At 34.9% G+C, this 21,120-nt stretch carries 19 protein-coding genes; 11 read left to right on the top strand and 8 right to left on the bottom strand.

Translation table 11 applies throughout. From position 1 onward, the window contains the following. Nucleotides 1-44: 44 nt before the first annotated feature. Both FTRAC_RS05210 and FTRAC_RS05205 read right to left on the bottom strand, forming a co-directional pair. Complete coding sequence (locus tag FTRAC_RS05210; protein WP_013453184.1) at nt 45-761, bottom strand: DUF3307 domain-containing protein; 717 nt, start codon at nt 759-761, stop codon at nt 45-47. Beyond that, a complete protein-coding gene (locus tag FTRAC_RS05205) occupies nt 758-1,357 on the bottom strand; it encodes a SatD family protein (protein WP_013453183.1) in 600 nt (199 codons plus the stop codon). Before FTRAC_RS05205 ends, FTRAC_RS05210 begins: the two co-directional genes overlap by 4 nt. Nucleotides 1,358-1,569: 212 nt before the next feature. On the opposite strand from FTRAC_RS05205, the gene FTRAC_RS05200 reads away from it, so the two are divergent. Then, nucleotides 1,570-2,739, top strand: a complete 1,170-nt coding sequence (locus tag FTRAC_RS05200) for a hypothetical protein (RefSeq protein ID WP_013453182.1) — start codon at nt 1,570-1,572, stop codon at nt 2,737-2,739. Between the two features lie 54 nt (nt 2,740-2,793). On the opposite strand, the gene FTRAC_RS05195 is transcribed toward FTRAC_RS05200, so the two are convergent. From FTRAC_RS05195 to sdaAB, 3 genes are read right to left on the bottom strand one after another with little or no spacing between them, the layout of a single operon-like run. Further along, on the bottom strand, nt 2,794-4,134 hold the full coding sequence (locus FTRAC_RS05195; RefSeq protein WP_013453181.1) for an efflux RND transporter periplasmic adaptor subunit: 1,341 nt from the start codon (nt 4,132-4,134) through the stop codon (nt 2,794-2,796). A gap of 2 nt (nt 4,135-4,136) precedes the next feature. After that, nucleotides 4,137-5,576 (bottom strand): TolC family protein, encoded by a 1,440-nt coding sequence (locus FTRAC_RS05190; protein ID WP_013453180.1) that lies wholly within the window; start codon nt 5,574-5,576, stop codon nt 4,137-4,139. A gap of 16 nt (nt 5,577-5,592) precedes the next feature. Then, nucleotides 5,593-6,270, bottom strand: a complete 678-nt coding sequence (gene sdaAB, locus FTRAC_RS05185) for an L-serine ammonia-lyase, iron-sulfur-dependent subunit beta (protein WP_013453179.1) — start codon at nt 6,268-6,270, stop codon at nt 5,593-5,595. A gap of 93 nt (nt 6,271-6,363) precedes the next feature. On the opposite strand from sdaAB, the gene FTRAC_RS05180 reads away from it, so the two are divergent. Next, nucleotides 6,364-7,188 (top strand): aminotransferase class IV, encoded by an 825-nt coding sequence (locus FTRAC_RS05180; RefSeq protein ID WP_013453178.1) that lies wholly within the window; start codon nt 6,364-6,366, stop codon nt 7,186-7,188. Nucleotide 7,189: 1 nt separating this feature from the next. On the opposite strand, the gene FTRAC_RS05175 is transcribed toward FTRAC_RS05180, so the two are convergent. After that, entirely contained in the window at nt 7,190-7,633 is a 444-nt protein-coding gene (locus FTRAC_RS05175) for a type I restriction enzyme HsdR N-terminal domain-containing protein (RefSeq protein ID WP_013453177.1), read from the bottom strand. Between the two features lie 67 nt (nt 7,634-7,700). On the opposite strand from FTRAC_RS05175, the gene FTRAC_RS05170 reads away from it, so the two are divergent. The 6 genes from FTRAC_RS05170 to FTRAC_RS05145 all read left to right on the top strand — a co-directional run bounded on the left by FTRAC_RS05170 (nt 7,701) and on the right by FTRAC_RS05145 (nt 11,822). After that, entirely contained in the window at nt 7,701-8,495 is a 795-nt protein-coding gene (locus tag FTRAC_RS05170; protein ID WP_013453176.1) for an AMP nucleosidase, read from the top strand. Between the two features lie 152 nt (nt 8,496-8,647). Continuing rightward, nucleotides 8,648-10,288, top strand: coding sequence for an amidohydrolase (locus tag FTRAC_RS05165; protein WP_013453175.1), 1,641 nt, complete (start codon nt 8,648-8,650; stop codon nt 10,286-10,288). Continuing rightward, entirely contained in the window at nt 10,288-10,626 is a 339-nt protein-coding gene (locus tag FTRAC_RS05160) for a nucleotide pyrophosphohydrolase (protein ID WP_013453174.1), read from the top strand. Before FTRAC_RS05165 ends, FTRAC_RS05160 begins: the two co-directional genes overlap by 1 nt. A 6-nt stretch (nt 10,627-10,632) precedes the next feature. Beyond that, a complete protein-coding gene (locus FTRAC_RS05155) occupies nt 10,633-10,989 on the top strand; it encodes a hypothetical protein (RefSeq protein WP_013453173.1) in 357 nt (118 codons plus the stop codon). A gap of 38 nt (nt 10,990-11,027) precedes the next feature. Beyond that, nucleotides 11,028-11,423: a hypothetical protein gene (locus FTRAC_RS05150; RefSeq protein WP_013453172.1), complete on the top strand. Its 396-nt coding sequence runs from the start codon at nt 11,028-11,030 to the stop codon at nt 11,421-11,423. Between the two features lie 18 nt (nt 11,424-11,441). Continuing rightward, nucleotides 11,442-11,822: a nuclear transport factor 2 family protein gene (locus FTRAC_RS05145; protein WP_013453171.1), complete on the top strand. Its 381-nt coding sequence runs from the start codon at nt 11,442-11,444 to the stop codon at nt 11,820-11,822. Between the two features lie 9 nt (nt 11,823-11,831). Here the strand turns inward: FTRAC_RS05145 and FTRAC_RS05140 are convergent, their stop codons facing one another. Further along, nucleotides 11,832-12,452: a TetR/AcrR family transcriptional regulator gene (locus FTRAC_RS05140; protein WP_041649548.1), complete on the bottom strand. Its 621-nt coding sequence runs from the start codon at nt 12,450-12,452 to the stop codon at nt 11,832-11,834. 133 nt (nt 12,453-12,585) lie between these two features. On the opposite strand from FTRAC_RS05140, the gene FTRAC_RS05135 reads away from it, so the two are divergent. Both FTRAC_RS05135 and FTRAC_RS05130 read left to right on the top strand, forming a co-directional pair. After that, nucleotides 12,586-13,236: a transglutaminase-like domain-containing protein gene (locus FTRAC_RS05135; RefSeq protein ID WP_013453169.1), complete on the top strand. Its 651-nt coding sequence runs from the start codon at nt 12,586-12,588 to the stop codon at nt 13,234-13,236. Nucleotides 13,237-13,240: 4 nt separating this feature from the next. Next, nucleotides 13,241-15,040, top strand: a complete 1,800-nt coding sequence (locus FTRAC_RS05130) for an acyl-CoA dehydrogenase family protein (protein WP_013453168.1) — start codon at nt 13,241-13,243, stop codon at nt 15,038-15,040. Between the two features lie 237 nt (nt 15,041-15,277). Here the strand turns inward: FTRAC_RS05130 and FTRAC_RS05125 are convergent, their stop codons facing one another. After that, nucleotides 15,278-16,921: a M1 family metallopeptidase gene (locus tag FTRAC_RS05125; RefSeq protein WP_013453167.1), complete on the bottom strand. Its 1,644-nt coding sequence runs from the start codon at nt 16,919-16,921 to the stop codon at nt 15,278-15,280. A 152-nt stretch (nt 16,922-17,073) separates the two neighbouring features. Between FTRAC_RS05125 and FTRAC_RS05120 the strand changes: the two genes are divergently transcribed. After that, nucleotides 17,074-21,114, top strand: coding sequence for a CHAT domain-containing protein (locus tag FTRAC_RS05120; protein ID WP_185094431.1), 4,041 nt, complete (start codon nt 17,074-17,076; stop codon nt 21,112-21,114). Nucleotides 21,115-21,120: the final 6 nt, after the last annotated feature.

Below are 21,120 nucleotides of genomic sequence, written 5' to 3'. Positions count from 1 at the left end.
GAAAATCCATTTTCCTTTAGTGCTAATTATAACTACTTGCTTGACTAAAGATGATTGCTAATATATTTATACATCAAACCGACTAATATAGCAAAGCCAAAACTGAGTAATGTTCCGATCAAAATATATTCTGTTAGTTTTCGGTCTTTTGCGCGAGATAAATCTCCAAATCTAAAAACGGACTTGGCAGCGATTAAAAATCCTATGGCTTGCCATTCTTGCATTACCACAAATGAGAAAACGAACAGTCGTTCTAAAATTCCGATATATTTCCCTGCTTTTGATAATGAATCTTTATCGGAATCTTCGGGTAAATCCCATTTCGACATGATAACTTTTATGAAAACTGCAACGCCATAAGTAAGCAATGTGATACTTAGCATTAATAGCAATAAGGTATTGGATAGTTGGATATTTAAGGTCAATTCTTGAGGGTAATAATGCCATCCCAATCCCAAAATTACTGTTAAATGAGCTAACTGATCAAATGTAAACAGATATCGAGAATTGATACTTTTTTCAAGATAGATTTTAAGAATGTCAATCATGTAATGACTTACAGGAATAATTAGAAATACTAACCAAAACTCCATATTGAATTGGAAAAGTATAAACAATAAGGCCGCATGAATAACTATATGGAAATAAAGGAATTTTGATTTCGCCTTTTTAAATTGTTTGTCTTTGATCCAATGGTCTGGTTGAAATACAAAGTCACCAATCACATGTGCTATTAAAGTTTTGAGGAGAAATGAAATCATAACAATTGAGTTTGTTTCTTATAATAGTCAAATATTTTTTGTAGGCTGTTATATCCACTTCTGTCTAGAGATGTGCTTATGGTACTTTGAGTTTTTTCTAAAAGTTCTGCAAGTTGATTTTGGTTTTTATCAGGGTTCTCAATGCTCGCTTTTATAACTTCAGCTTGACTTATAGTCCATTTATCTGCAATAAAAAGCACTAATTCCAACATTATATTTAAAGGGTCGTCCCAGTCAGCATCATTTGATTTAATAGCCAGATTACTCTTTTTAAGAGCCTCAAAACATAAGCCTGAATTTTGATAGGCAGTACCGTTTGATTCTGATATTTTTTTGGAAACGGACTCTTCTAGGCCGATTCCAATGCCCATTCTGACATCTTTGTTTTTAATTTTTTTGATGGTGGCTTTAATATGAAAAGCGGTTAAAATGGCTTTTTCAACGGGAAGTTTCAATTGGAAACTGTCCCCTCTATAGATTTCCCATTTTTTTGGGCTATTTCCATATTGATTTAAAACTGATTTCAGTTCTTTTAACCAATTAATAGATGCCTGTTCAGTTGAGTTGATAATATCGCCTGTTATTACTGCTATCATTATAATGCTTTATATCTTCTATAAATATCGATATATTTGTAAATATATACAAATATTGATAATTTTATCTATAAAGTATTTTATTGATGTATTTGTCAATATGTATTATTTTGATGAAAACGTCAGTAGTAATTTTTTATAATTATAGTTCTATTTTCAAAATAAAATAAGATGATAGCGTTAATTAGCTCTAACTATCAAGCCTAATTATTTTGAAAAAGTTTACAAGACTATTACATGTATTATTATTTATAGTAATACCCTTAAAACTATCCTCTCAATCTTACACCAAACAATCCAAAATCCATATCTCAGCATTTCCTGGTTTTAGTAATCATAAAGTAGATGAAATATTTAATCATTACAAGCTATCCTTGAATTTAACATCGGGAGTTACCGGAAGTGTAAGTGGAATTGAGTTGGGGCTTATTTCAAATTATAATTATGAAAAGTTTCAGGGTATTCAGTTTGCTGGTTTGGCCAATATATCTGGTGTAAATAATAGGCTTAACCCAAAGGAAAAATTAGAGGAGACTTTTAACGGTTTTCAGATTGCTACAATATCCAACAAAACATTTGGGGATGGGGCAGGGGTTCAAATTTCAACGTTTAATGCAGCAGAATCAGGTTTTACAGGCTTTCAGTTAGGTTTTCTGACCAACAAATCAAGATATTTAGAAGGAGCTCAAATAGCAGGTTTAATCAATTCATCTAAAATCGGGATGGTGGGCTTTCAAATAGCACCATTGTTCAATTATTCTGATGGGCAGACGAATGGCTTACAACTGGGCTTATTTAATTACGCAAGAACTGCTGGTTTCGGTCATGAATTCAGCAGTTTTTTAAGTGACACTTGGCAGATTGGATTAATCACTTTTAGTAAGGTGAATAATGGAAATCAAATTGGCTTGATTAACATCAGCGGAAAAAATAATGGAGTGCCTTTAGGCTTGTTGAATATTGATGCCAGTAAAGGTCGCTTAAGTTTTAGATCAACCGATTTGTTTTTATCCAATGTCTCTATTGCCACAGGAAGTCGATTCTTTGGTAATATGCTACAGTTTGGTTATAATTTCTCCATCAATGGGTTGCCTGTTTGGGGAATGTCATATGGATTAGAGAAGGAGTGGAGCAATCCAGAAAAAACCAGATTCATTTCTATAAGCGCAGCTTTATGGCAGCAAAAGGCGAAGAATATAAAATTATTAAAAGGACCAAAAATACTAAGATCAGAATTAATCTATGGCTTTGAACTCACTAAGTTGAGAGACTTAGAAATAGGGATCGCTGCAAATTATCAATTAACTAAAATGGAAAATCAAGATCCACCCTTATTAAACATGGGTGATTTCTTTCCGGGTATTGTGTTGGGGATACAATAAAAAATGGCAGTTGTTTAAACTGCCATTTCAATATCTTCAATTCCAAGAGATTGATTATTCCTCTTTAATAGTTTTATTACTTTTCTTTTCCTCAACCAAATCACCATCCTCCAAGGTTTTTGAAATAGCTAAGAAAGGCCCTCTTACAACTTTTTGACCTGCAGTCAAACCCTCTTGGATATGAATATATTCAAAATCACTTATTCCAGTACTAACTTCTGTCATTTTAACGGTATTGTCATCCTGAACAATAAATACAACTTCTTTTTCTTTTTTCGGCTCTCTTTTATCTACCTCTGCACTTGCAGTTGAGTCTTTTTCAATTTCAGGAGACCTCAATGTAACAGATGAAAGAGGAACAGTTAAAATATCCTTTTTAGTTTCCGTCATGATTTCAACACTGGCGGTCATACCTGGCCTAAAAGGAGAGTCGCCATCATCTTTTATTAAATCCTTATAAGAAGAATTGAGGATTTTTACTTTCACTTCAAACTCAGTTACAGCATCTTGAGATGCTTTGTCATTAGCCGTGTTTGCTATAGCAGTTACAATCCCTTTGAATTCCTTTTCCATGTACGTGTAGGAATCGACCTCAATGTTAGCAGTATCTCCAATATTAATTCGGATGATATCATTTTCATTTACATCTACTCGAACCTCCATGTTATTCAGATTGGCAATTCGCATCATTTCGGTTCCTGCCATTTGTTGAGTTCCTACAACTCTTTCACCAAGCTCAACACTAAGTTTGGAAACAGTGCCGTCAACAGGAGAATAAATAGTAGTTCTCCTTAAGTTTTCACTTGCTTCATCTACAGTAGCCTGACTACTTTTGACCGTATAACGGGCTGCTAAGACACTTTTTTCTGATGCTAATTTATCATTTTGGGCTATTTGGTAATTAGCCACAGCAGCTTCATAGTCAGAAGTTGAAATTACTTTCTCTTCGTATAATTTTTTCTGACGTTCGAAAGTTTGCTTTGCTTGAGTCAACTGAGCTTTAGCTCTTTCTAAAGAAGCTTCTGCTTGTGCTAATGCTGCTTTTTGTTGATTTAAATTGGCTTGTGCTCTTTCTAATGCACTTTGGAAATTATCAGGTCTTATTTTCACCAATAAATCTCCCTTATTTACAGGGTCACCCTCTTCCACAGCCAACTCAGTAATTTCTCCAGCCACATCAGGACTTAATTTTACTTCCACCACGGGCTGAACTGTACCGCTGGCATTCACTTTTTCAATAATGGTTCTTTTCTTTACCTCTTCTGTTTCAACTGAAATAGAAGGTGGTTGTCCAATAACGCCCGATTTTTTACCAATAATCGCTGCAATGATAAGGACAGCAACTATTCCTAAAAGGATATATAATGGTTTTTTTGATGATTTTTTCTTAGCCATGGTTAAAAGTTTAAAGGTTTCCCTTGATAAAAGTCCAATACTTTAAGTTTAAATATGTAATCGTATTTTGCTCGAATGAGATCCGATTTTACTCTTTCGAAGTCATTTTTTATTTGTGTGAATTCAACGGCATCCGTTGCTCCTAATTCCAGTCGTTGTTCTGCATTTCTGAAACTTAATTCAGCAGCCTCATAGCTGTTTTTCAAGGCTTGATAAGATTTTGCTGCTGCTTTTACATCCAAATACGCTTGCTCAATGGTCTGCTGTAACTGATTTTTAGCAGAAGTCAATTGATATTCACTTCTTTTATGATTGATAATGGATTGTTGAACATTATTTTTCACTTGAAAACGGTTGAATATTGGAATGTTTAAACTTAGTCCGACAAATCTTCTTTGGTTAAAATCTAATTGATTCCAATAGGTATTTTCAGCAGATTCAGAAGGGACAGTCACGTCATCAAAAACAGGTTGGCGTTCACCATTCGGCAAAGGAACATATCCGATCTCTTGAGGAATTGTTACGTTCTCAGAGCCCAAAACAGGGAATCGATCTGGGGCAGCACTGGAATAGTTAGTTGATATTCCTGCATTTAAGCTCAAAGAAGGGTAGTAGCCACTTCTCGCCACTCCAATTCCTCTCATTGCACTTTCTTTTCTAAATTCAGCTGCTTTAATAACAGGCTGATTTTGCAAGGCATATTGATAAACATTCGAAGAGGATTCCATTAACTCACCCTCGTTTGGTTCTGGCAATTCAGGGATTTCAATATCAAATTCTTGATCTGCAGGAATTTGAAGGGCTTGCTTTAGCTGTAAGTACGAAATCTCTAAATTATTTTCTGCTCTTACCACTTCCAACTCATCATTAGCTTTTTGTTGTCTTATTTGCAACAAATCTGCTTGAGCTAATGCGCCAATTTCAACTTGTTTTTCTACTCTATTCTCTTGACTTTCAGTTGTCAAAAGTCTGAGCTTTGCAGTTTCTAGCAGTTCTTTGTTGAAAAGAATGTTGGTGTAGAAAGTAACGACATTTAAGGTGACATCATTTTGCACGCTTTCTAAATCTTTTTCTGCTGCAAGCTGACCAAACTGGTCTCTTTTAATACTGTTGTATCTTTGGCCTCCGTCAAATAAAGGTAAACTTGCATTTAAACCGGCATTTTGAGAATTAATCCCTCTATCAATAATAGTGTTAGTAAAAGGATCAATGGAACGACCAGTAGAAGTATTCAATCCTAAATTACCATTCATATTTGGCAAAGTACTCATTTTGGAGCCAAATAAGCTAATCTCTGCACTTTCAACATCTAATCCGGATTGTTTTACTTGCAGGTTATTTTCCAAAGCATAGTCAACACATTTTTGCAATGACCATTTATCCTGCCCATGGGCATTTAGCCCTATGGTTAAGAAAATAAATACAATAAAAATTCTAAGCATAATTATAATTAATAGTTTACATGTCAATATCTGGAATATAGATAACATCTATTACCCAATCCAGATTTTTAAGATATTCAAGTGATATAGTTTTTAATCCTGTATCCATTTCAATTGCCAAACAGGCAATATCGTGCTTTCCTTTCCTGGAAACGCTCATAGTGGCAATATTTGCTTTATCGTTACTGATAATATTCGAAATAAAAGCGATACTTCCTTGTGTATCTTCAGCCGTGATAATTAGCGTGTGTAGGGCAGCAGAAATATTAGCAGTAAATCCATTCACCTTTGAAATATTGATTACACCTCCTCCTAAGCTTTCACCTATTACTTCGACTTTTCGATCACCTTTGGTCAAATTTAATTTGATAGTGTTTGGATGGTAAGTTCCTGCACTGCCAATTGATTTAAAGGTGTAGGTTAGTCCGGCTTCTTCCGCTAAATCAAAAGCTTGTTTTATACGGATATCATCTGTTTTATAATTTAGCAATCCGGCAACAATAGCTTTATCGCTTCCATGGCCTTCATAAGTTCTTGCAAATGAATTATAAAAAGTGATAATAGCCTCATCAGGAATACCACCCAAAACTTTTACAGCTGCGCGCGCAATCCTCACTACTCCAGCGGTATGTGAACTCGAGGGACCTATCATAACGGGACCAATCATATCAAAAATGCTACTTCTTTCTGCCATTATTCAAAATAAAACCCAATATTAGACAATTATTTGCTGTAGCAAAAGTATTATTGATGAGTGGATAATGGAAGTTTTAAAAGAGAAATAAACATGATTAATTACAATGGTAACTTAACTCCTTCTGGATCAGCTACTTTGGGGATTTCGAATCGTGGTTTTCAATATGGGGACGGAATTTTTGAAACTATTATTTTCAGGAAAAAAGAAATAATGTTTCTAAATGAGCATTGGGAAAGGATTTCTGACAGCGTCAATGACTTGAAATTAGATTTTCCATTTACAAAAAAGGACTTGGAGAAAACACTTTTGGAATTGTTAGAAGTGAACGGATTAATGGGGCAGTCTGCTAGAGTGAAACTCTATATTTGGAGAAAAGCTGGTGGTTTATATACTCCTGAGCATTTTGATGCTGAGTTTTTGTTAACTGCTGATCAAGCTCAAAGAAAAAAAAATCAAAAATTTGATAAAGTGGGATTAGCAGATACAGTTTTTCTGCAAAAAACTGCTTTTAGTCACTTGAAAACGATTTCTGCTTTGCCATATGTAATGGCCGGAATTGAAAAGAAGGAAAAGGGACTAGAAGAAATTATCTTGTTAGATCAAGATGGATACATAGCAGAGGCTTCTTCTTCTAATCTTTATTTTCTGGATTTAAGTAATCGAAGTATCTATACACCATCCTTGCAAACTGGCTGCATCAATGGAGTAAGTAGAAGGTATTTATTTAAAAATGCAAAGAAGTTTGATCTGGAAATGAAAGAGGTACTATGGTTACCTGAAGATTTGATGTCAGATAGATTATCTATTTTTACTATAAATGTAGCTGGCGTAAATTGCATTCAGAAAATTTATGCCACAAAAATGGGAGATTGCACTGAAGGCCTAAAGTTGTTTGAGGAAATTTTTAGGTGGTAGATTATAAATCCGAAAACTCAGGAATCTCTTTCTCAAAAATCAATTCTTTTGCGTCTGGTCTAAAGCAGTAATGCTCCATTCCATTGGTAATAATCATATATTTTGCCTGAAACTGGCTGTAGTAATTCGCAATTTGAGAAAAGGTACGGGTTGTTATTTTAACCTCAGGAGCCTTGCATTCAATTAAAAGAAGCGGTTTCATTTTACGATTGAAAACAGTCACATCTGTCCGTTTTTTTCTTTCATGATATTTTAATCCGGATTCAGCTTTAATAAGGCTCGATGGATAGTTTTTATAGTGAATTAAAAACTGAATAAAATGCTGGCGAACCCATTCTTCTGGTGTTAAAACCAAAAACTTTTTCCTGATGGGATCAAAAATATGTATCTTGCCGTCCATTTTACGCAATTTCACATCATAAGGCGGAAGGTTTAATTTTTGCATTGATTTCGCTTAGCTTTGTGGCAATTTATATGCAAATTACTGACAATTATTTAATCAAAACTCATAAATGAAGACAAAAAAAGAAATCGTTGACAATTGGTTACCTCGTTATACAGGAACGGGCTTAGATGAATTTGGAGACTACATTTTGTTAACCAATTTCATTAATTACGTAGAGATGTTTGCTCAGCAATATAATGTTGAAATAAAAGGAAGGGATAAACCGATGCAGACGGCTACGGCAGATGGAATCACCATTATCAATTTTGGAATGGGTAGTTCTGTGGCAGCAACTGTAATGGATTTGCTTTCTTCTATTATGCCAAAAGCAGTTTTGTTTTTAGGGAAATGCGGTGGAATTAAAAAGAAATCTAAAATTGGTGATTTAATTTTACCCTTGGCAGGAATAAGAGGAGAAGGAACAAGCAATGATTATATGCCGCCAGAAGTTCCGGCTTTACCATCTTTTCGCTTACAGAGAGCTGTTTCGTCTATGATTAAAAAACACGAAATGGATTATTATACCGGAACAGTTTTTACGACCAATCGTAGAGTTTGGGAACATGATGATGAATTTAAAGATTATTTAAGAAGAATTAGGGCGATGGCCGTGGATATGGAAACTGCCACTATTTTTTCTGTAGGCTTTGTTAATAGTATTCCAAGAGGAGCTCTATTATTAGTTTCTGATAATCCAATGACTCCTGAAGGAGTAAAGACAGCCCAAAGTGATCAAAAAGTAACGGGCAGTTATGTAAATTATCACCTTCAAATTGGTATCGATTCATTGATTGAATTGAAAAACTCTGGTGAATCTGTTAAGCATCTGAAATTCACTGAAACATTATTTGATCAGGATTGATTCTAATTTACTTAATTATCGAAACCTGTCAGATTTTGGAATTAAAATGGTTGGTGTGCCACCGACCATGGGGACAGCTTTCCCTGGTTGGTGGCACACAGACCAGTATGCAGGCTTGGCAAACCTAACAAGTTTTAAACCCAATCATAAAAATGAATAAACTATTACTCAGCTTAACACTTATTCTAATAATAACTTCCTGTTCTAGCAGAGAAAAAGTAGATGCCATCTATTTCAATGGAACGGTTTATACAGTAAATGCCAATTTTGAAAAAGCAGAAGCGTTTGCAATAAAAGATGGGAAATTCATAGCAGTTGGAAGCTCTATGGACATCCGAAATCAATATCAAGCGAATGAAGAAATCGATCTGATGAATTCCCCAGTTTATCCTGGATTTATTGATGGTCATGCGCATTTTATCAGGTATGCTAAAGGTTTGCATGAAGTTGATTTATATGGAACAACATCTTTTAATGAACTAATTCAGCGCTTGCAAAAGCATGTGGAAAAATATCCAGAGGAGTCAACAGTCTTGGGCTTGGGATGGGATCAGAATAACTGGGAAGGGAAGCAATTTCCTACCAAAGATACGTTGGATCTTTTATTTCCAAATAAGGTCGTAATGCTCAGAAGAGTAGATGCCCATGCTGTTCTAACCAACCAAAAAGGATTGGATTTAGCTGGAGTAACTGCCAATACAAAAGTTTCAGGTGGTGAAGTTTTATTGAAAGAAGATAGACAGCCGAGCGGTGTTTTGATTGATAATGCCATGAATTTATTGATGGATAAAATTCCAGCTATGAATTCAGAACAGACAAAGGAATTGATTCGGGAAGCACAAGGCAATTGCTTTGCAGTAGGTATTACTTCATTGGCTGAAGCGGGTTTAGATAAATCTCAAATTGATTTATTGGATGAAATGCAAAAGGATAGTCTCTTAAAGATGCGGATTTATGCTATGATAAATCCTACTCCTGAAAATATGGAGTATTACTTTAGCAATGGGCATTACAAAACAGACTATCTAAATGTTCGGTCATTTAAAATTTATGGAGATGGAGCTTTAGGATCGAGAGGTGCTTGTCTAATTGCGCCTTATTCTGATGATCCCGATAATTATGGTTTTTTAAGAAGCGAGCCTCAAGTTTTTGATAGCCTGGCGAAAGTTATTTTCGCTAAAGATTTTCAAATGAATACGCACTGCATTGGCGATTCTGCAAACAGAGCCATTACCAATATTTATGCGAAATATTTGAAAGGTAAAAATGACAGAAGGTGGAGAATTGAACATGCCCAAGTGTTAGCCGAAAATGATTTTAGCAAATTCGGGGATTATAATATTTTACCTTCTGTTCAACCGACTCATGCCACATCAGATATGGATTGGGCACATGAAAGATTGGGCGAGGAAAGAGTGAAAAATGCCTATGCTTATCAGGAATTATTGAAGCAAAACGGCAGATTAGTATTGGGCTCTGATTTTCCTGTGGAGGACATTAATCCTATTTATGGTTTTCATGCAGCTGTTGCCCGGCAAGATAATAATAACTTACCGGAAGGTGGTTTCCAATCTGAAAATTCACTGAGCAGGATAGAAGCTTTAAAAGGAATGACATCATGGGCTGCGTTCGGACAATTTGAAGATAAGGAAAAAGGAAGCATTGCCAAAGGCAAATGGGCTGATTTTGTGATTTTAGATCAAGATATTATGGAAGTCCCACAAGAGGAATTGAGAACCACTAAAGTAATTCAGACCCATTCGGCAGGTGAAAAAGTATATGAATTGAAGTGATGAAGAAAGACATAACCTTAGCAGAAGCCCAAGAAAAAGTAGATGAGTGGATTAAAACCATAGGCGTCCGATATTTTAATGAATTGACCAATATGACCATCCTGACTGAAGAAGTTGGAGAGTTGGCTCGAATTATGGCTCGAAAATATGGTGAACAATCTTTCAAAGAAAGTGATAAAAATGCTGATTTGGGAGATGAAATGGCAGATGTTCTATGGGTATTGATTTGTTTAGCCAATCAGACTGGAATTGACCTGACTGAAGCTTTGCAGAAAAATATTGAGAAGAAAACTAATCGGGATAAGGATAGGCACCAGGACAATGACAAACTAAAATAAACTATCATGAGGAATTATGCTTTCATCCTCATTGTATTAATTCTTACAGGATGTAATTCAAAACAAGAGGAATCTACTACCAAAGAATTTATTGGTTCGGTGTTTCTACTAAAAAAGCATGTTAATCAATCGGAGTATTTTTCTTGGCAGCCCAGATTAAATAGAGGGATTTTAAAGGAAAATAAATACTATGATTTTTTTAATGAAATTGAGCATGTTTTGGGGTATCTTCAATGGAACCTGATGTTTGAAAAACTGCCTGATTCTATAAAATATTCAGCTAAAAGTTATGATGAGGTTCAAAATGATTTTTTAAATTATGTAAATCGTGATGAAGAGATAAAAAGAGCATTAAGCTATTAATTTATCCTGAAGAATTCAAACATAAATATCAAATCAATATGGACAGTCTGGTGAGTTTGAGTTCGAAATTATTTTATGCTTCATCTGCTGGGGAAGGAAGAGTGGGGTGGTCTTTTTGTGCTGGTAAAAGCAAGTTTCCAGAGATTTATGGTGAATCTAAAAGTTATGCGTCCGTTATCCTTCAAGCATTATGTTTTCAAGCAGTATATGAGGAGAAATATTCTAATCCAGAGAAAGCAGTTTGGAACTACTTTAATCAAAAGATACCTGAAGTTTCTAGAGAAATGAAAAGCATAGAATATTTTGATTACATAGATAAGGCAAACCAATTGATGTGGGAAAAGATGTCGAAATCTGATGAATTAAGGGATTTATTAGTTGGTTTTACAGCAAAAGAGAGTTCAAAATTGTACTTTCAGGTTAATAGTAATTAAATATGTAAAATTAAGTATATGATTGCGCTAGAGCAGCAAAAAGAAAGTGCCATTGAATTTTACAAAACAGCTTTTGAAGGCAATCCTTCAAAAGCTGTTGAATTATATGTCGGAGATGAATATATTCAACATAATCCTGCCGTTGCTAATGGAACTCAAGGATTTATTGATTATTTCGAAAGAATGCAAAGGGAGTACCCGAACAAAAGTGTTGAGTTTCTGAGAGCTGTGGCAGAAAATGATTTAGTAGCACTACATACTCATCAAATTTGGGAAGGAGATGCTGAGTATGTAACCATGGATTTCTTTCGTTTTGATAAAAACGGAAAAATTGTAGAACATTGGGATAGTATTCAAGAGATTCCTAATGAGTCTGTAAATCCGAATACCATGTATTAAAGTTGATGATTAGCTTTTCTTATACACTTTCTTAAATCCTTCCAGACCCTTTTCTGTTAAGTTTGGTCTTACCAGATTAAAGAAGACTTGCATATAATAGTCAATTTTCTCACTGTCTTTGCCTTTATAAAATACCTCTGCATCGGAAATCCAAGAATTGCTTACCATTAACAAAGCATGGATTAACATATTTTTTTGACGATCATCTTTGAATGATTTCATGTAACCATTAGTAATTAAGAATCCAGAAATATGGTCTAGAATATTCCACCTTTGATCAAATTGATCTTGAGCATGCTTTTTGATGTGGTCGAAGTGCCGAACGACTTTGGTGATCCCTAGATAGATGAATTTATACTTGTAGATTTCCTCAAATAGAATCTTAAGTCGGCTTAACATAAATTCCAAGTTGATCACTTCCTCTTTTATATTCTTAAACTGTTGCTCTACATTCTTTTGCATGGTGAGATAGAGTTGCAGAATAATATCATCTTTCTTAGGGAAATGATAGCATAAATTTCCATAACTAATCCCCATTTCTTCGGCTATAGCTTTACTTGAAATAGCAGAAATTCCATGTGTATTAAACAATATACGAGCAGTTTCTAATATCTTATCTTTCGTCTTCATCTTAATGGAAATCTCATGCAATATTAATCATTTTTAATTCCTAAATTAAATATTAGGCAAAAGTGCCTATTTTCTAGATTTCTTTATTACATTTGTTAGGCATTAATGCCTAAATTGTAAAAAAAAAGTCAAGGTGGAGGGATTTAATAAGTATTTAAGAGCAGCGGAATTTATAAATTCAGATCATTCTTCTGTTCAGCAATTTGCAAGTGATGTTACTTTTGGTGCCCAAGATACTATTGAAAAAGTTAAGTATTTATATTACGCTATTCGTGATGGTTTTCGCTACGATCCGTACAGATTAGATTTTTCTAAAGAAGCTTTGAGGGCAAATAGTTTGCTGAAAAGGGACTATGGATATTGCATAGAGAAAAGTTGCCTTTTTGCTGCTGCCTGCCGAGTAATCGGAGTTCCTTCACGATTGGGTTTTGCAAATGTTAGAAACCATCTAGGTACTGCCAAATTGGAAGCCGTACTGCAAACAGATATTTTGGTTTTTCATGGCTATGCAGAAATTTATTTAAATGATAAATGGATCAAAGTAACTCCTGTTTTCAATCGAGAACTTTGCGAAAAGCTAAATGTGAAGCCTTTGGAATTTAATCCTGATGGAGACTCCATTTTTCAGGAATTCAATCAAAAAGGAGGTAGGTTTATGGAGTATCTACATCAATATGGTCATTTTGATGATGTCCCCTATAATCTCTTTATAGAGGAATTGATTAAGCACTATCCGCATTTGGAATCTCAAATTTCAGAAAGAAACTTATTACATATTAAATAGAACTATGGAAACTAAAACAAATCAAATCCCTACTCAAACGGGTGGTTCATTTTTAATCAATAATATTCCAGAAAGTGTTTTTATTGAATCTGATTTTTCAGAGGAGCAAAGTATGATGGTTGCTTCTGCAAAAGAATTTGTAGAACAGGAAGTTTTACCGCTAGCTGACGAATTAGAAAAGAAAAAGGATTTATCGCAAACTATTGCGTTACTTCAAAAAGCAGGCGATTTAGGTCTGCTAGGTTTAGGAGTTTCTGAAAATTACGGTGGAATAGAGGTGGGCTTTAATACCACGCTTCGTGTAATTGAGGAAATGGCGAAGACTACTGAGTTTTCTCCAGCCATTGGTGTGCAAACCAGTATTGGAATCGCTCCGATTTTATTATACGGGAACGAAAGGCAGAAGGCTCAATATATTCCTGATATGGTTTCTGGTAAGTCGAAAGGTTGCTATTGCCTAACAGAACCTGATGCAGGTTCAGATGCTAATTCTGGGAAGACCAAAGCAGTATACAATGAAGCTGAAAAAGCCTATTATTTGACTGGACAGAAAATGTGGATTACTAATGCTGGAATAGCAGATGTATTTACTGTTTTCGCCAAAATTGAAGATGATGAGAATTTATCAGCATTTATAGTTGAGAAGGGCTTCGAAGGCTTGACTTTAGGTGAGGAGGAAGATAAAATGGGTATTAGAGCTTCTTCCACAAGACAAGTATTTCTGAATGATGTTAAAGTTCCTGAAGAAAACCTTTTAGGGCAAAGAGGAGAAGGCTTTAAAATGGCGCTAAATGTTTTAAGTACAGGTAGAATTAAACTCGGTATTGGAGGTTTAGGCGTTTCTAAAAAGGCAATTGATTATGCAGTGGAATATGCCGTAAACCGTAAACAGTTTGGTCAATCCATCAGCTCGTTTGGAGCAATACAGCAAAAACTGGCAAAAATGGTGGTCAAAACTTATGCACTACAAGCGGCTGCTTACCGGACTGGTGAATTGATTGACCAAAAGGAAGAAGAATACCTGAAATCAGGAATGTCAATGGAGGAAGCAAAAGCAAAAGCGGTGAGTGCTTATGGAATTGAATGTGCTATTATAAAAGTATTTGGTACAGAGGCGCAAGACTTCGTTGTAGATGAAGGCTTGCAGATTTTTGGCGGTATGGGCTTTTCCGAAGAAGCACCTATGGCTCGATTGTATCGTGATTCAAGAATCAGTAGAATCTTTGAAGGCACCAATGAAATCAACCGAATGTTGATTGTGGACATGCTTCTTAAAAAAGCGATGAATGGGGAATTAGATTTGATGAATGCAGCTACAGCGGTTCAAAAAGAATTAACTAATATTCCTTCATTAACACCAAACGAAAATACCGATACTTTAGAAAAGGCAACTGAGGTCTTGGACAATCTAAAGAAAATCACCTTAATCGTAGCAGGGGCAGCTGCGCAAAAGCTGATAATGAAGCTGAAGGATGAGCAAGAGATTTTGATGAATGTAGCCGATATGTTGATTCAGATTTATTTGCTAGAATCAGTAATTGTGAAAACTAAAAGAATTAAGGAAACACTAGGTGAAGAAGCTAGTGCTGTTCAGATTGATATCTGTCAATTATTTATGTTGGATGCTGTAAAAGAAGTCAAAAATTCAGCTGAGGAAGCTCTATGGTCATTTTCGGAAGGCGATGAATTGAAAATGGTGCAAATGGCTTTAAAGCGGTTCACCAAAGTAGAAGCTTTTAATCTGAAAGATGTAAGAAGGAGAGTAGCTCAAAAGTTGATTGAAGACGGGAGATATAAGTTTTAAGTCATAATTTGAATGAGCCTTTTGTCATTGAATACAATTACACAAAAGGCTCATTTTCCTACTTTAAACTTCCTACTTTTCAAAGTAACTTCCGAACCTTCGGTACTGACCTAAGTGAACGAGTCACCCGACTTGTAACTCGCTATTTCAAAGTGGTGCTGTTCTAATTTCCCCAATGGGGATTAAGTGGCTGCCAATCACCCTTCGGGGGTTAGGGGACTTTTGCGGGTTAGGGGGCTATTCAGTCAAATTAAAATCAGCCACATAAAAATTAGGATCTACTAAGATCTCTGCATTTTCCGGCATATTTTGTAATGCTTTAAATGATTTCGAATTAGCCTGTAACCATTCTGGCTCGCCATTTATGAATATCCGAATTGGCATATTGAATCCATCAACAGTATTTTCCCATTTGTAAAGCAATTGATTACCTAAAATCCTGTAAGTGAAAGTTGGGATTTGAGTAGTACGAAGATATTGGTCAAAAACCTTATCTAATGACTTTCCATAGGCTTCTGAAATATAATTTTCAATTTCTTCGGTAGTCACGGTTTGGTGATAAAATGCCTTATTCAATCCTCTCAAAGTTTGTCTCCATTTTTCATCATTATCGAATAATTGCCTAATGAGATGAAGCATGTTTCCTGCTTTATAATACATATCACTTGAGCCCTCATGAGAAACTCCATATTCACCAATAATAGGTCTGTCATTTTGAATGGAAGATCGAACGCCTTGCACATAGGCATTGGCAGCTAGTGAATCATAGTGATAATCTAAAAATAGGTTTTCAGAATAATGCGTGAATCCTTCGTGAATCCACATGTCAGCAACGTCCTTATTGGTAATGTTATTGGCAAACCATTCATGTCCTGATTCATGAATGATGATGAAGTCAAATTTCAATCCCCAGCCTGTTTGACTTAAATCTCTTCCTCTGTAGCCATTTTTGAACTCATTTCCATAAGTTACCGAACTTTGATGTTCCATGCCTAAATAAGGTGCTTCTACTAGTTTGTAACTATCCTCATAGAAAGGATATGGACCAAACCAATATTCAAATGCTTCTAACATGCGAGCTACTTCCTTAAATTGTTTTTTGGCTTTCGCTAGATTATAGCTCAATACCCAATAACTGCAATCTAGTATTCCTTTTTCTCCATCATATTTTTCAGTGAAATTCACATAATCCCCGATATTAATATTAACACCATAATTGTTGATTGGATTGCTCACAAACCAGTGATATGTTCTACTATTTCTGTGCTCTTCTATTTCTCTCAGTCTCCCGTTTGATACGTCCACTAGAGGCTTGGGTACATTCACGCTAATGAGCATGCTGTCTGGTTCATCTGCTGGGTGTTCTTTGCAAGGCCACCAGACACTGGCGCCAATTCCCTGATTAGCAGTAGCTATAAAATGCTTTCCATTTTCATCTTTTTCCCATGTGAAACCACCGTCCCACGGTGCATTTTTTGCAATTGTAGGATTACCAGAATAATGGACCGTTAATTCATTTACTTCTCCTCTCTTTTGATCTTCAACCAATTCAATAAAATGGGCATTGAATTTAGTTGTGAAATTAAGCTTTTTTCCGTTTTGTATAATGCTGTCAATCTGCATTGGTTCCTGTAAATCAATTTGCATGCTTTGATAAGGTTTTAAAACCTCATATTGTATAAGATTACTGCCTGATATATATTTTTCATCAGGTTGTACTCTAGTTTGAAGGTGGTAGTATTTTAAATCCCACCAGATTCTTTCTTTAGAAAGCCCGCCTTTTAAACTGTCAGATTTATTAAATTCCTTTTGTGCTATTAAAGCGGTGGAACAAAGGGTTGAAACAAAAATTAGCAGTAACTGAAATTTGATGTTTTGCATATTTGATTGACATTTTTAGACGAATTCTAAAACTAAAGAAATATTTATTTTAACACATTCAATAATTGATATACCTAAAAATAGGTATTTCGATGAATATTTTTCGAAATTCCTACATATTCATCATCTTGCGTTGTATGTATACTCGTAAAATGAAGTTTTTAGTTACTATTCTTCTATCAGTAGGTGTTCTCACTTCTGTGTTCGGTCAAAATTCCTGGGACGAGACCTTTACCGCACTGCAGAAAGCAGAGAATGTAAATAATATTGAAGTAGCTGAATCTTTGCTTGATAAAGCATTGGTTCAGGCAGAAAATACATATGGAAAACAACATCAAGCATATGTGTTGACACTCCATTTGGGAGTAAAATTATCTTTTAAGTCGCAAGATTTTGAACGCGGATTAGAACTAGCCAAGCAAGAGTTAGAGTTAATGAAAGAGGTGAATTTTGATCAGCAAACTCAGTTTTATATTCAATTATTAAATTACACTTCTCAATTAAATCTTCAGTTAGGAAATATGGAAGAAGCCATGACTTTCTCCAAAGACTATATGGAGATTTTAATTCAGGAGAACAAAAATTCCTTAAATCACGCTTTAGCAGTCTATGATTATGCTTCTTTACGTTATCAAAGTCAAGAAGAAGATGCCCTAGCATATTTCCAAGAAGCTTTACCTTTACTAAATAATCATATTTCCCAGGCAGGTTCTCAGTATTTGAATTCACTTTATTATGTAGCTAGCTTATTGCAAGAAAAAGGGGAAGCAGATAAAGCAGCAAAGTTTTATGATAAGGTAATTGGTATTACACAAGACAACAATCTGCAAAATTCAGATTTATGGAAAATTTCAGCTTACCAGAGAGCTTTGATTTATCAAGAAAACAGCCAGAATGATAATGCAATATCATTTTATGAAATCTTGAAAACCCAATTAGAGAATGATGAGGATACTGATAGAGAAATGTATGCTAGCACCAGGAATAATTTGGGAGTTCTTTATCAGAAAACTGGACAAACCAATAAAGGAGAATCTTTGCTAGCTCTAAGTGGCGATGACCTTCAAAGTCAATTGAATAGTGCTGCAATAGCTTTTACTAAAGGAGACTATACCACTTCATTAGCACTTTATAGCATAGCAAATGATTCTTTAATGATAGAGACACAGGAAGATAGTTTGCAGTCTGTTAAAATTTTGGCTCAAAAAGCATTGGTTTATAAACAAATGGGGAAATTGGATTCTGCTCTGTATCTCTTACTATCTATAGATGAAAATATTCTGAAAAATATCTCTGGCAAAAGTGAAGAAAAGGCAATTGCCTATAAAAATACAGGTGATATTTATCTTGATTTAGCGGATTTTGATTCTGCAGAGCTTTACCTAAATAGATCTTTACAACAATTCGAAGGTGAAAATAAATTCAAGACGGAGATTGAAATTCAGACGAGAAATAGCCTTGGTGTTTTAGAGCAAAACCGAACAAATATTGAAAAAGCCACTAGTTATTTCACTAAAAATTTACAATTAATTGAGACCGCTTTAGGGAAACAAACGGTTGAATATGCTAATACACTCAATAATTTAGGTTCTTTAAGTTTAGAGAATAGCGACTATGATTTGGCTGAATCTTATTTTAAAGATGCAGGATATATTTTTAACACTATTTACGAAATTGATCATGAAAATAATGCGAAAGTATTTGAAAACCTCGGGACTATAGCTCAAAGCCGTTCAAGGTTTCGGCAGGCAGATTCGCTATATAAGCTTGCGGAAAAAACGTATTTGAACAGCTTAGGTGAGAATCATCCAGCCCTTTTAAATGTCTATTCTAAATTGGCTCTTGTGAAAATGGGCGAGGCAGAATATCCTGTAGCAGAGCAATACTTTAGAAAAACGCTGGATTTATCTAAAACAATTTATGGAAATCAAAGTCCTGCATTTGCAGATGCATTATCTGGAATGGGACTTTACTATCAGAATACTGGGAATTTGAAGGAAGCAAAAAGCAACCTTTTAAATGCAATAGATATTTATATAGATAAACTGGGAAAATTGCATCCTTCCTATGTAACCTCTATTGAAAATCTATCCTCAATCTATCAAAGTGAAAACAATCCTGAAAAGGCTTTACCATTATTGAATGAAGCTTTAGAAATGGATTCCATAATTTATGGAGTGAATCATCCCAAATATGCTACTACCCTGCATAATTTAGCTTCATTATATCTTGCCAATGAAGATTATGACAAAGCTGAGGAGTATTATGAAAAATCATTGGTGATTGATGAAAAGGTTTATGGTATAGATAATCCAGTATTTGCCAGTACTCAGTATAATTTAGCTGTTTTGTACCAAAAACAAGAAGAATTTGACAAAGCCGATTCATTATTTTCAAAAGTAACTCAGTTACGGAAAGAAGTACTAGGCATAAATCATCCAGATTATATCTTTACTTTATATGGTTGGGGAATATTAAAGCAACTTCAAAATGACATTGATTCTGCCTATGCATTGTTTAGCGAATCAGTAGATAGCTATTTATACTTATTTAAAGAGTATTTCCCTTCCATGAGTGAAAGTGAAAAAGCAGCTTTCTATCACAAGGTTAATCCCGTATTTGAAGCCTACAAAGATTTTGCGATTGAGAATTTTCAAACTATCCCCAAGTTAAAAGAAGACTTGTTTAACTTACAATTGACCACGAAGGCAATGCTCTTAAATGCTTCGGCAAAAATGAGAAATAAAATTCTTAATAGTGGTGATCAAGAATTGATTGCGCTTTTTTCAGCTTGGCAGGATAAAAAAGAAAAGGCTATTCAATATTATTCATATACCAAAGAGGAGTTGAATGAAAAGGATATCAATTTAAATGAGATTGAAAACTCAATTAATTCTATGGAGAAAGAACTGAGTGTGAAGTCAAATCTTTTTAATGCTGGTTTTGGTGCAGATAGTATCAATTGGAGGATGTTACAGAAAAGTTTAGAGCCTAATACTGGTGTGGTTGAGTTAGTTCGTGTTAAGAAAAGCTTGAAAAATGATTCTATTATTTATGCAGGCTTGATATTAACCGATACTATGGCAGAACCCCAAATTGCAGTTTTGCAGGAAGGGAGAAGAATTGAACAGAAATATTTTAATGCATATCAAAATCTCATCAAATTCAAATTGATGGATAAAATATCATATGAAAATTTGTGGGAATGGGTGGACAATGACATACCTGAAGGACTAGATAAACTATATGTGAGTCCTGATGGGATATACAATAAAATTAATATCAATACCCTTTATAGTGAAAATCTAGGTCAATACCTTCTTGAAAAAGAGAATATTAGAATAATAACAAGTGCGAGAGATCTGATTAAGAAGAGGCGAGATGAGTTGCCAACTGATTCTATTTCTATCGCAAAAGCTGATTCGCTTTCGGTGCCAGTTTATCCTACGCTAGTTTTAATTGGCTCCCCAGATTTTTCTTTGGGAAGAGCTGAAGATGAAATGACCCTAACGGCAGAAAGTACAGGCTTAATGCGAAATTTTAGTGGAGGAATACCGACTTTACCTGGCACAAAAGTAGAAATTAATGCAATTGATTCGATGACAAGTCTCAGCAATTGGAAAGTGACCAAATACATGGATCGAGAGGCAAATGAAATCTTAATAGATAGTCTGACGGCTCCTAGTATCTTACATATAGCCACACATGGCTTTTTCAAAACCTATGATGCGGATAAGAAAGTTTCCGGAGCGGAAAATCAAGGCAATGAGGAAAATCCTCTTTTACGATCAGGAATTTTATTATCTGGTGCTTCAATTGGTTTAGCAGGTGGATTGCCTTATGAAAACAGTTATGAAGATGGTTTATTAACAGCTTATGAAACCATGAATTTGAATTTGGAAGGGACAGAGTTAGTAGTGCTGTCTGCCTGCGAAACAGGATTGGGAGATGTGAAAAATGGTGAAGGGGTTTACGGATTACAGCGGGCGTTTCTAGTAGCTGGAGCCGAAAATCTCATTATGAGTTTATGGACTGTTAAAGATTATACTACCCAGCTTTTGATGACTGAGTTTTATAAACATTGGACAGAAGGAGATGATAAATTCACCTCTTTCCGAAAAGCACAAATGAAAATTAAAGAAGAATTTCCTCAGCCATATTATTGGGCTGCATTTACTTTAATAGGAGAATAATGATTC

Origin of the sequence: Marivirga tractuosa DSM 4126, from assembly GCF_000183425.1 — a bacterium.
GTDB lineage: Bacteria > Bacteroidota > Bacteroidia > Cytophagales > Cyclobacteriaceae > Marivirga > Marivirga tractuosa.
This window is presented reverse-complemented; position numbering and strand designations above follow the sequence as displayed.

Bases quoted from the DNA above. Each gene is read 5' to 3' on its own strand.
- FTRAC_RS05210 (WP_013453184.1), bottom strand. From the start codon at position 761: ATGATTTCATTTCTCCTCAAAACTTTAATAGCACATGTGATTGGTGAC.
- FTRAC_RS05205 (WP_013453183.1), bottom strand. From the start codon at position 1,357: ATGATAGCAGTAATAACAGGCGATATTATCAACTCAACTGAACAGGCA.
- FTRAC_RS05195 (WP_013453181.1), bottom strand. From the start codon at position 4,134: ATGGCTAAGAAAAAATCATCAAAAAAACCATTATATATCCTTTTAGGA.
- FTRAC_RS05190 (WP_013453180.1), bottom strand. From the start codon at position 5,576: ATGCTTAGAATTTTTATTGTATTTATTTTCTTAACCATAGGGCTAAAT.
- sdaAB (WP_013453179.1), bottom strand. From the start codon at position 6,270: ATGGCAGAAAGAAGTAGCATTTTTGATATGATTGGTCCCGTTATGATA.
- FTRAC_RS05180 (WP_013453178.1), top strand. From the start codon at position 6,364: ATGATTAATTACAATGGTAACTTAACTCCTTCTGGATCAGCTACTTTG.
- FTRAC_RS05175 (WP_013453177.1), bottom strand. From the start codon at position 7,633: ATGCAAAAATTAAACCTTCCGCCTTATGATGTGAAATTGCGTAAAATG.
- FTRAC_RS05170 (WP_013453176.1), top strand. From the start codon at position 7,701: ATGAAGACAAAAAAAGAAATCGTTGACAATTGGTTACCTCGTTATACA.
- FTRAC_RS05165 (WP_013453175.1), top strand. From the start codon at position 8,648: ATGAATAAACTATTACTCAGCTTAACACTTATTCTAATAATAACTTCC.
- FTRAC_RS05160 (WP_013453174.1), top strand. From the start codon at position 10,288: ATGAAGAAAGACATAACCTTAGCAGAAGCCCAAGAAAAAGTAGATGAG.
- FTRAC_RS05155 (WP_013453173.1), top strand. From the start codon at position 10,633: ATGAGGAATTATGCTTTCATCCTCATTGTATTAATTCTTACAGGATGT.
- FTRAC_RS05150 (WP_013453172.1), top strand. From the start codon at position 11,028: ATGGACAGTCTGGTGAGTTTGAGTTCGAAATTATTTTATGCTTCATCT.
- FTRAC_RS05145 (WP_013453171.1), top strand. From the start codon at position 11,442: ATGATTGCGCTAGAGCAGCAAAAAGAAAGTGCCATTGAATTTTACAAA.
- FTRAC_RS05140 (WP_041649548.1), bottom strand. From the start codon at position 12,452: ATGAAGACGAAAGATAAGATATTAGAAACTGCTCGTATATTGTTTAAT.
- FTRAC_RS05130 (WP_013453168.1), top strand. From the start codon at position 13,241: ATGGAAACTAAAACAAATCAAATCCCTACTCAAACGGGTGGTTCATTT.
- FTRAC_RS05125 (WP_013453167.1), bottom strand. From the start codon at position 16,921: ATGCAAAACATCAAATTTCAGTTACTGCTAATTTTTGTTTCAACCCTT.
- FTRAC_RS05120 (WP_185094431.1), top strand. From the start codon at position 17,074: ATGAAGTTTTTAGTTACTATTCTTCTATCAGTAGGTGTTCTCACTTCT.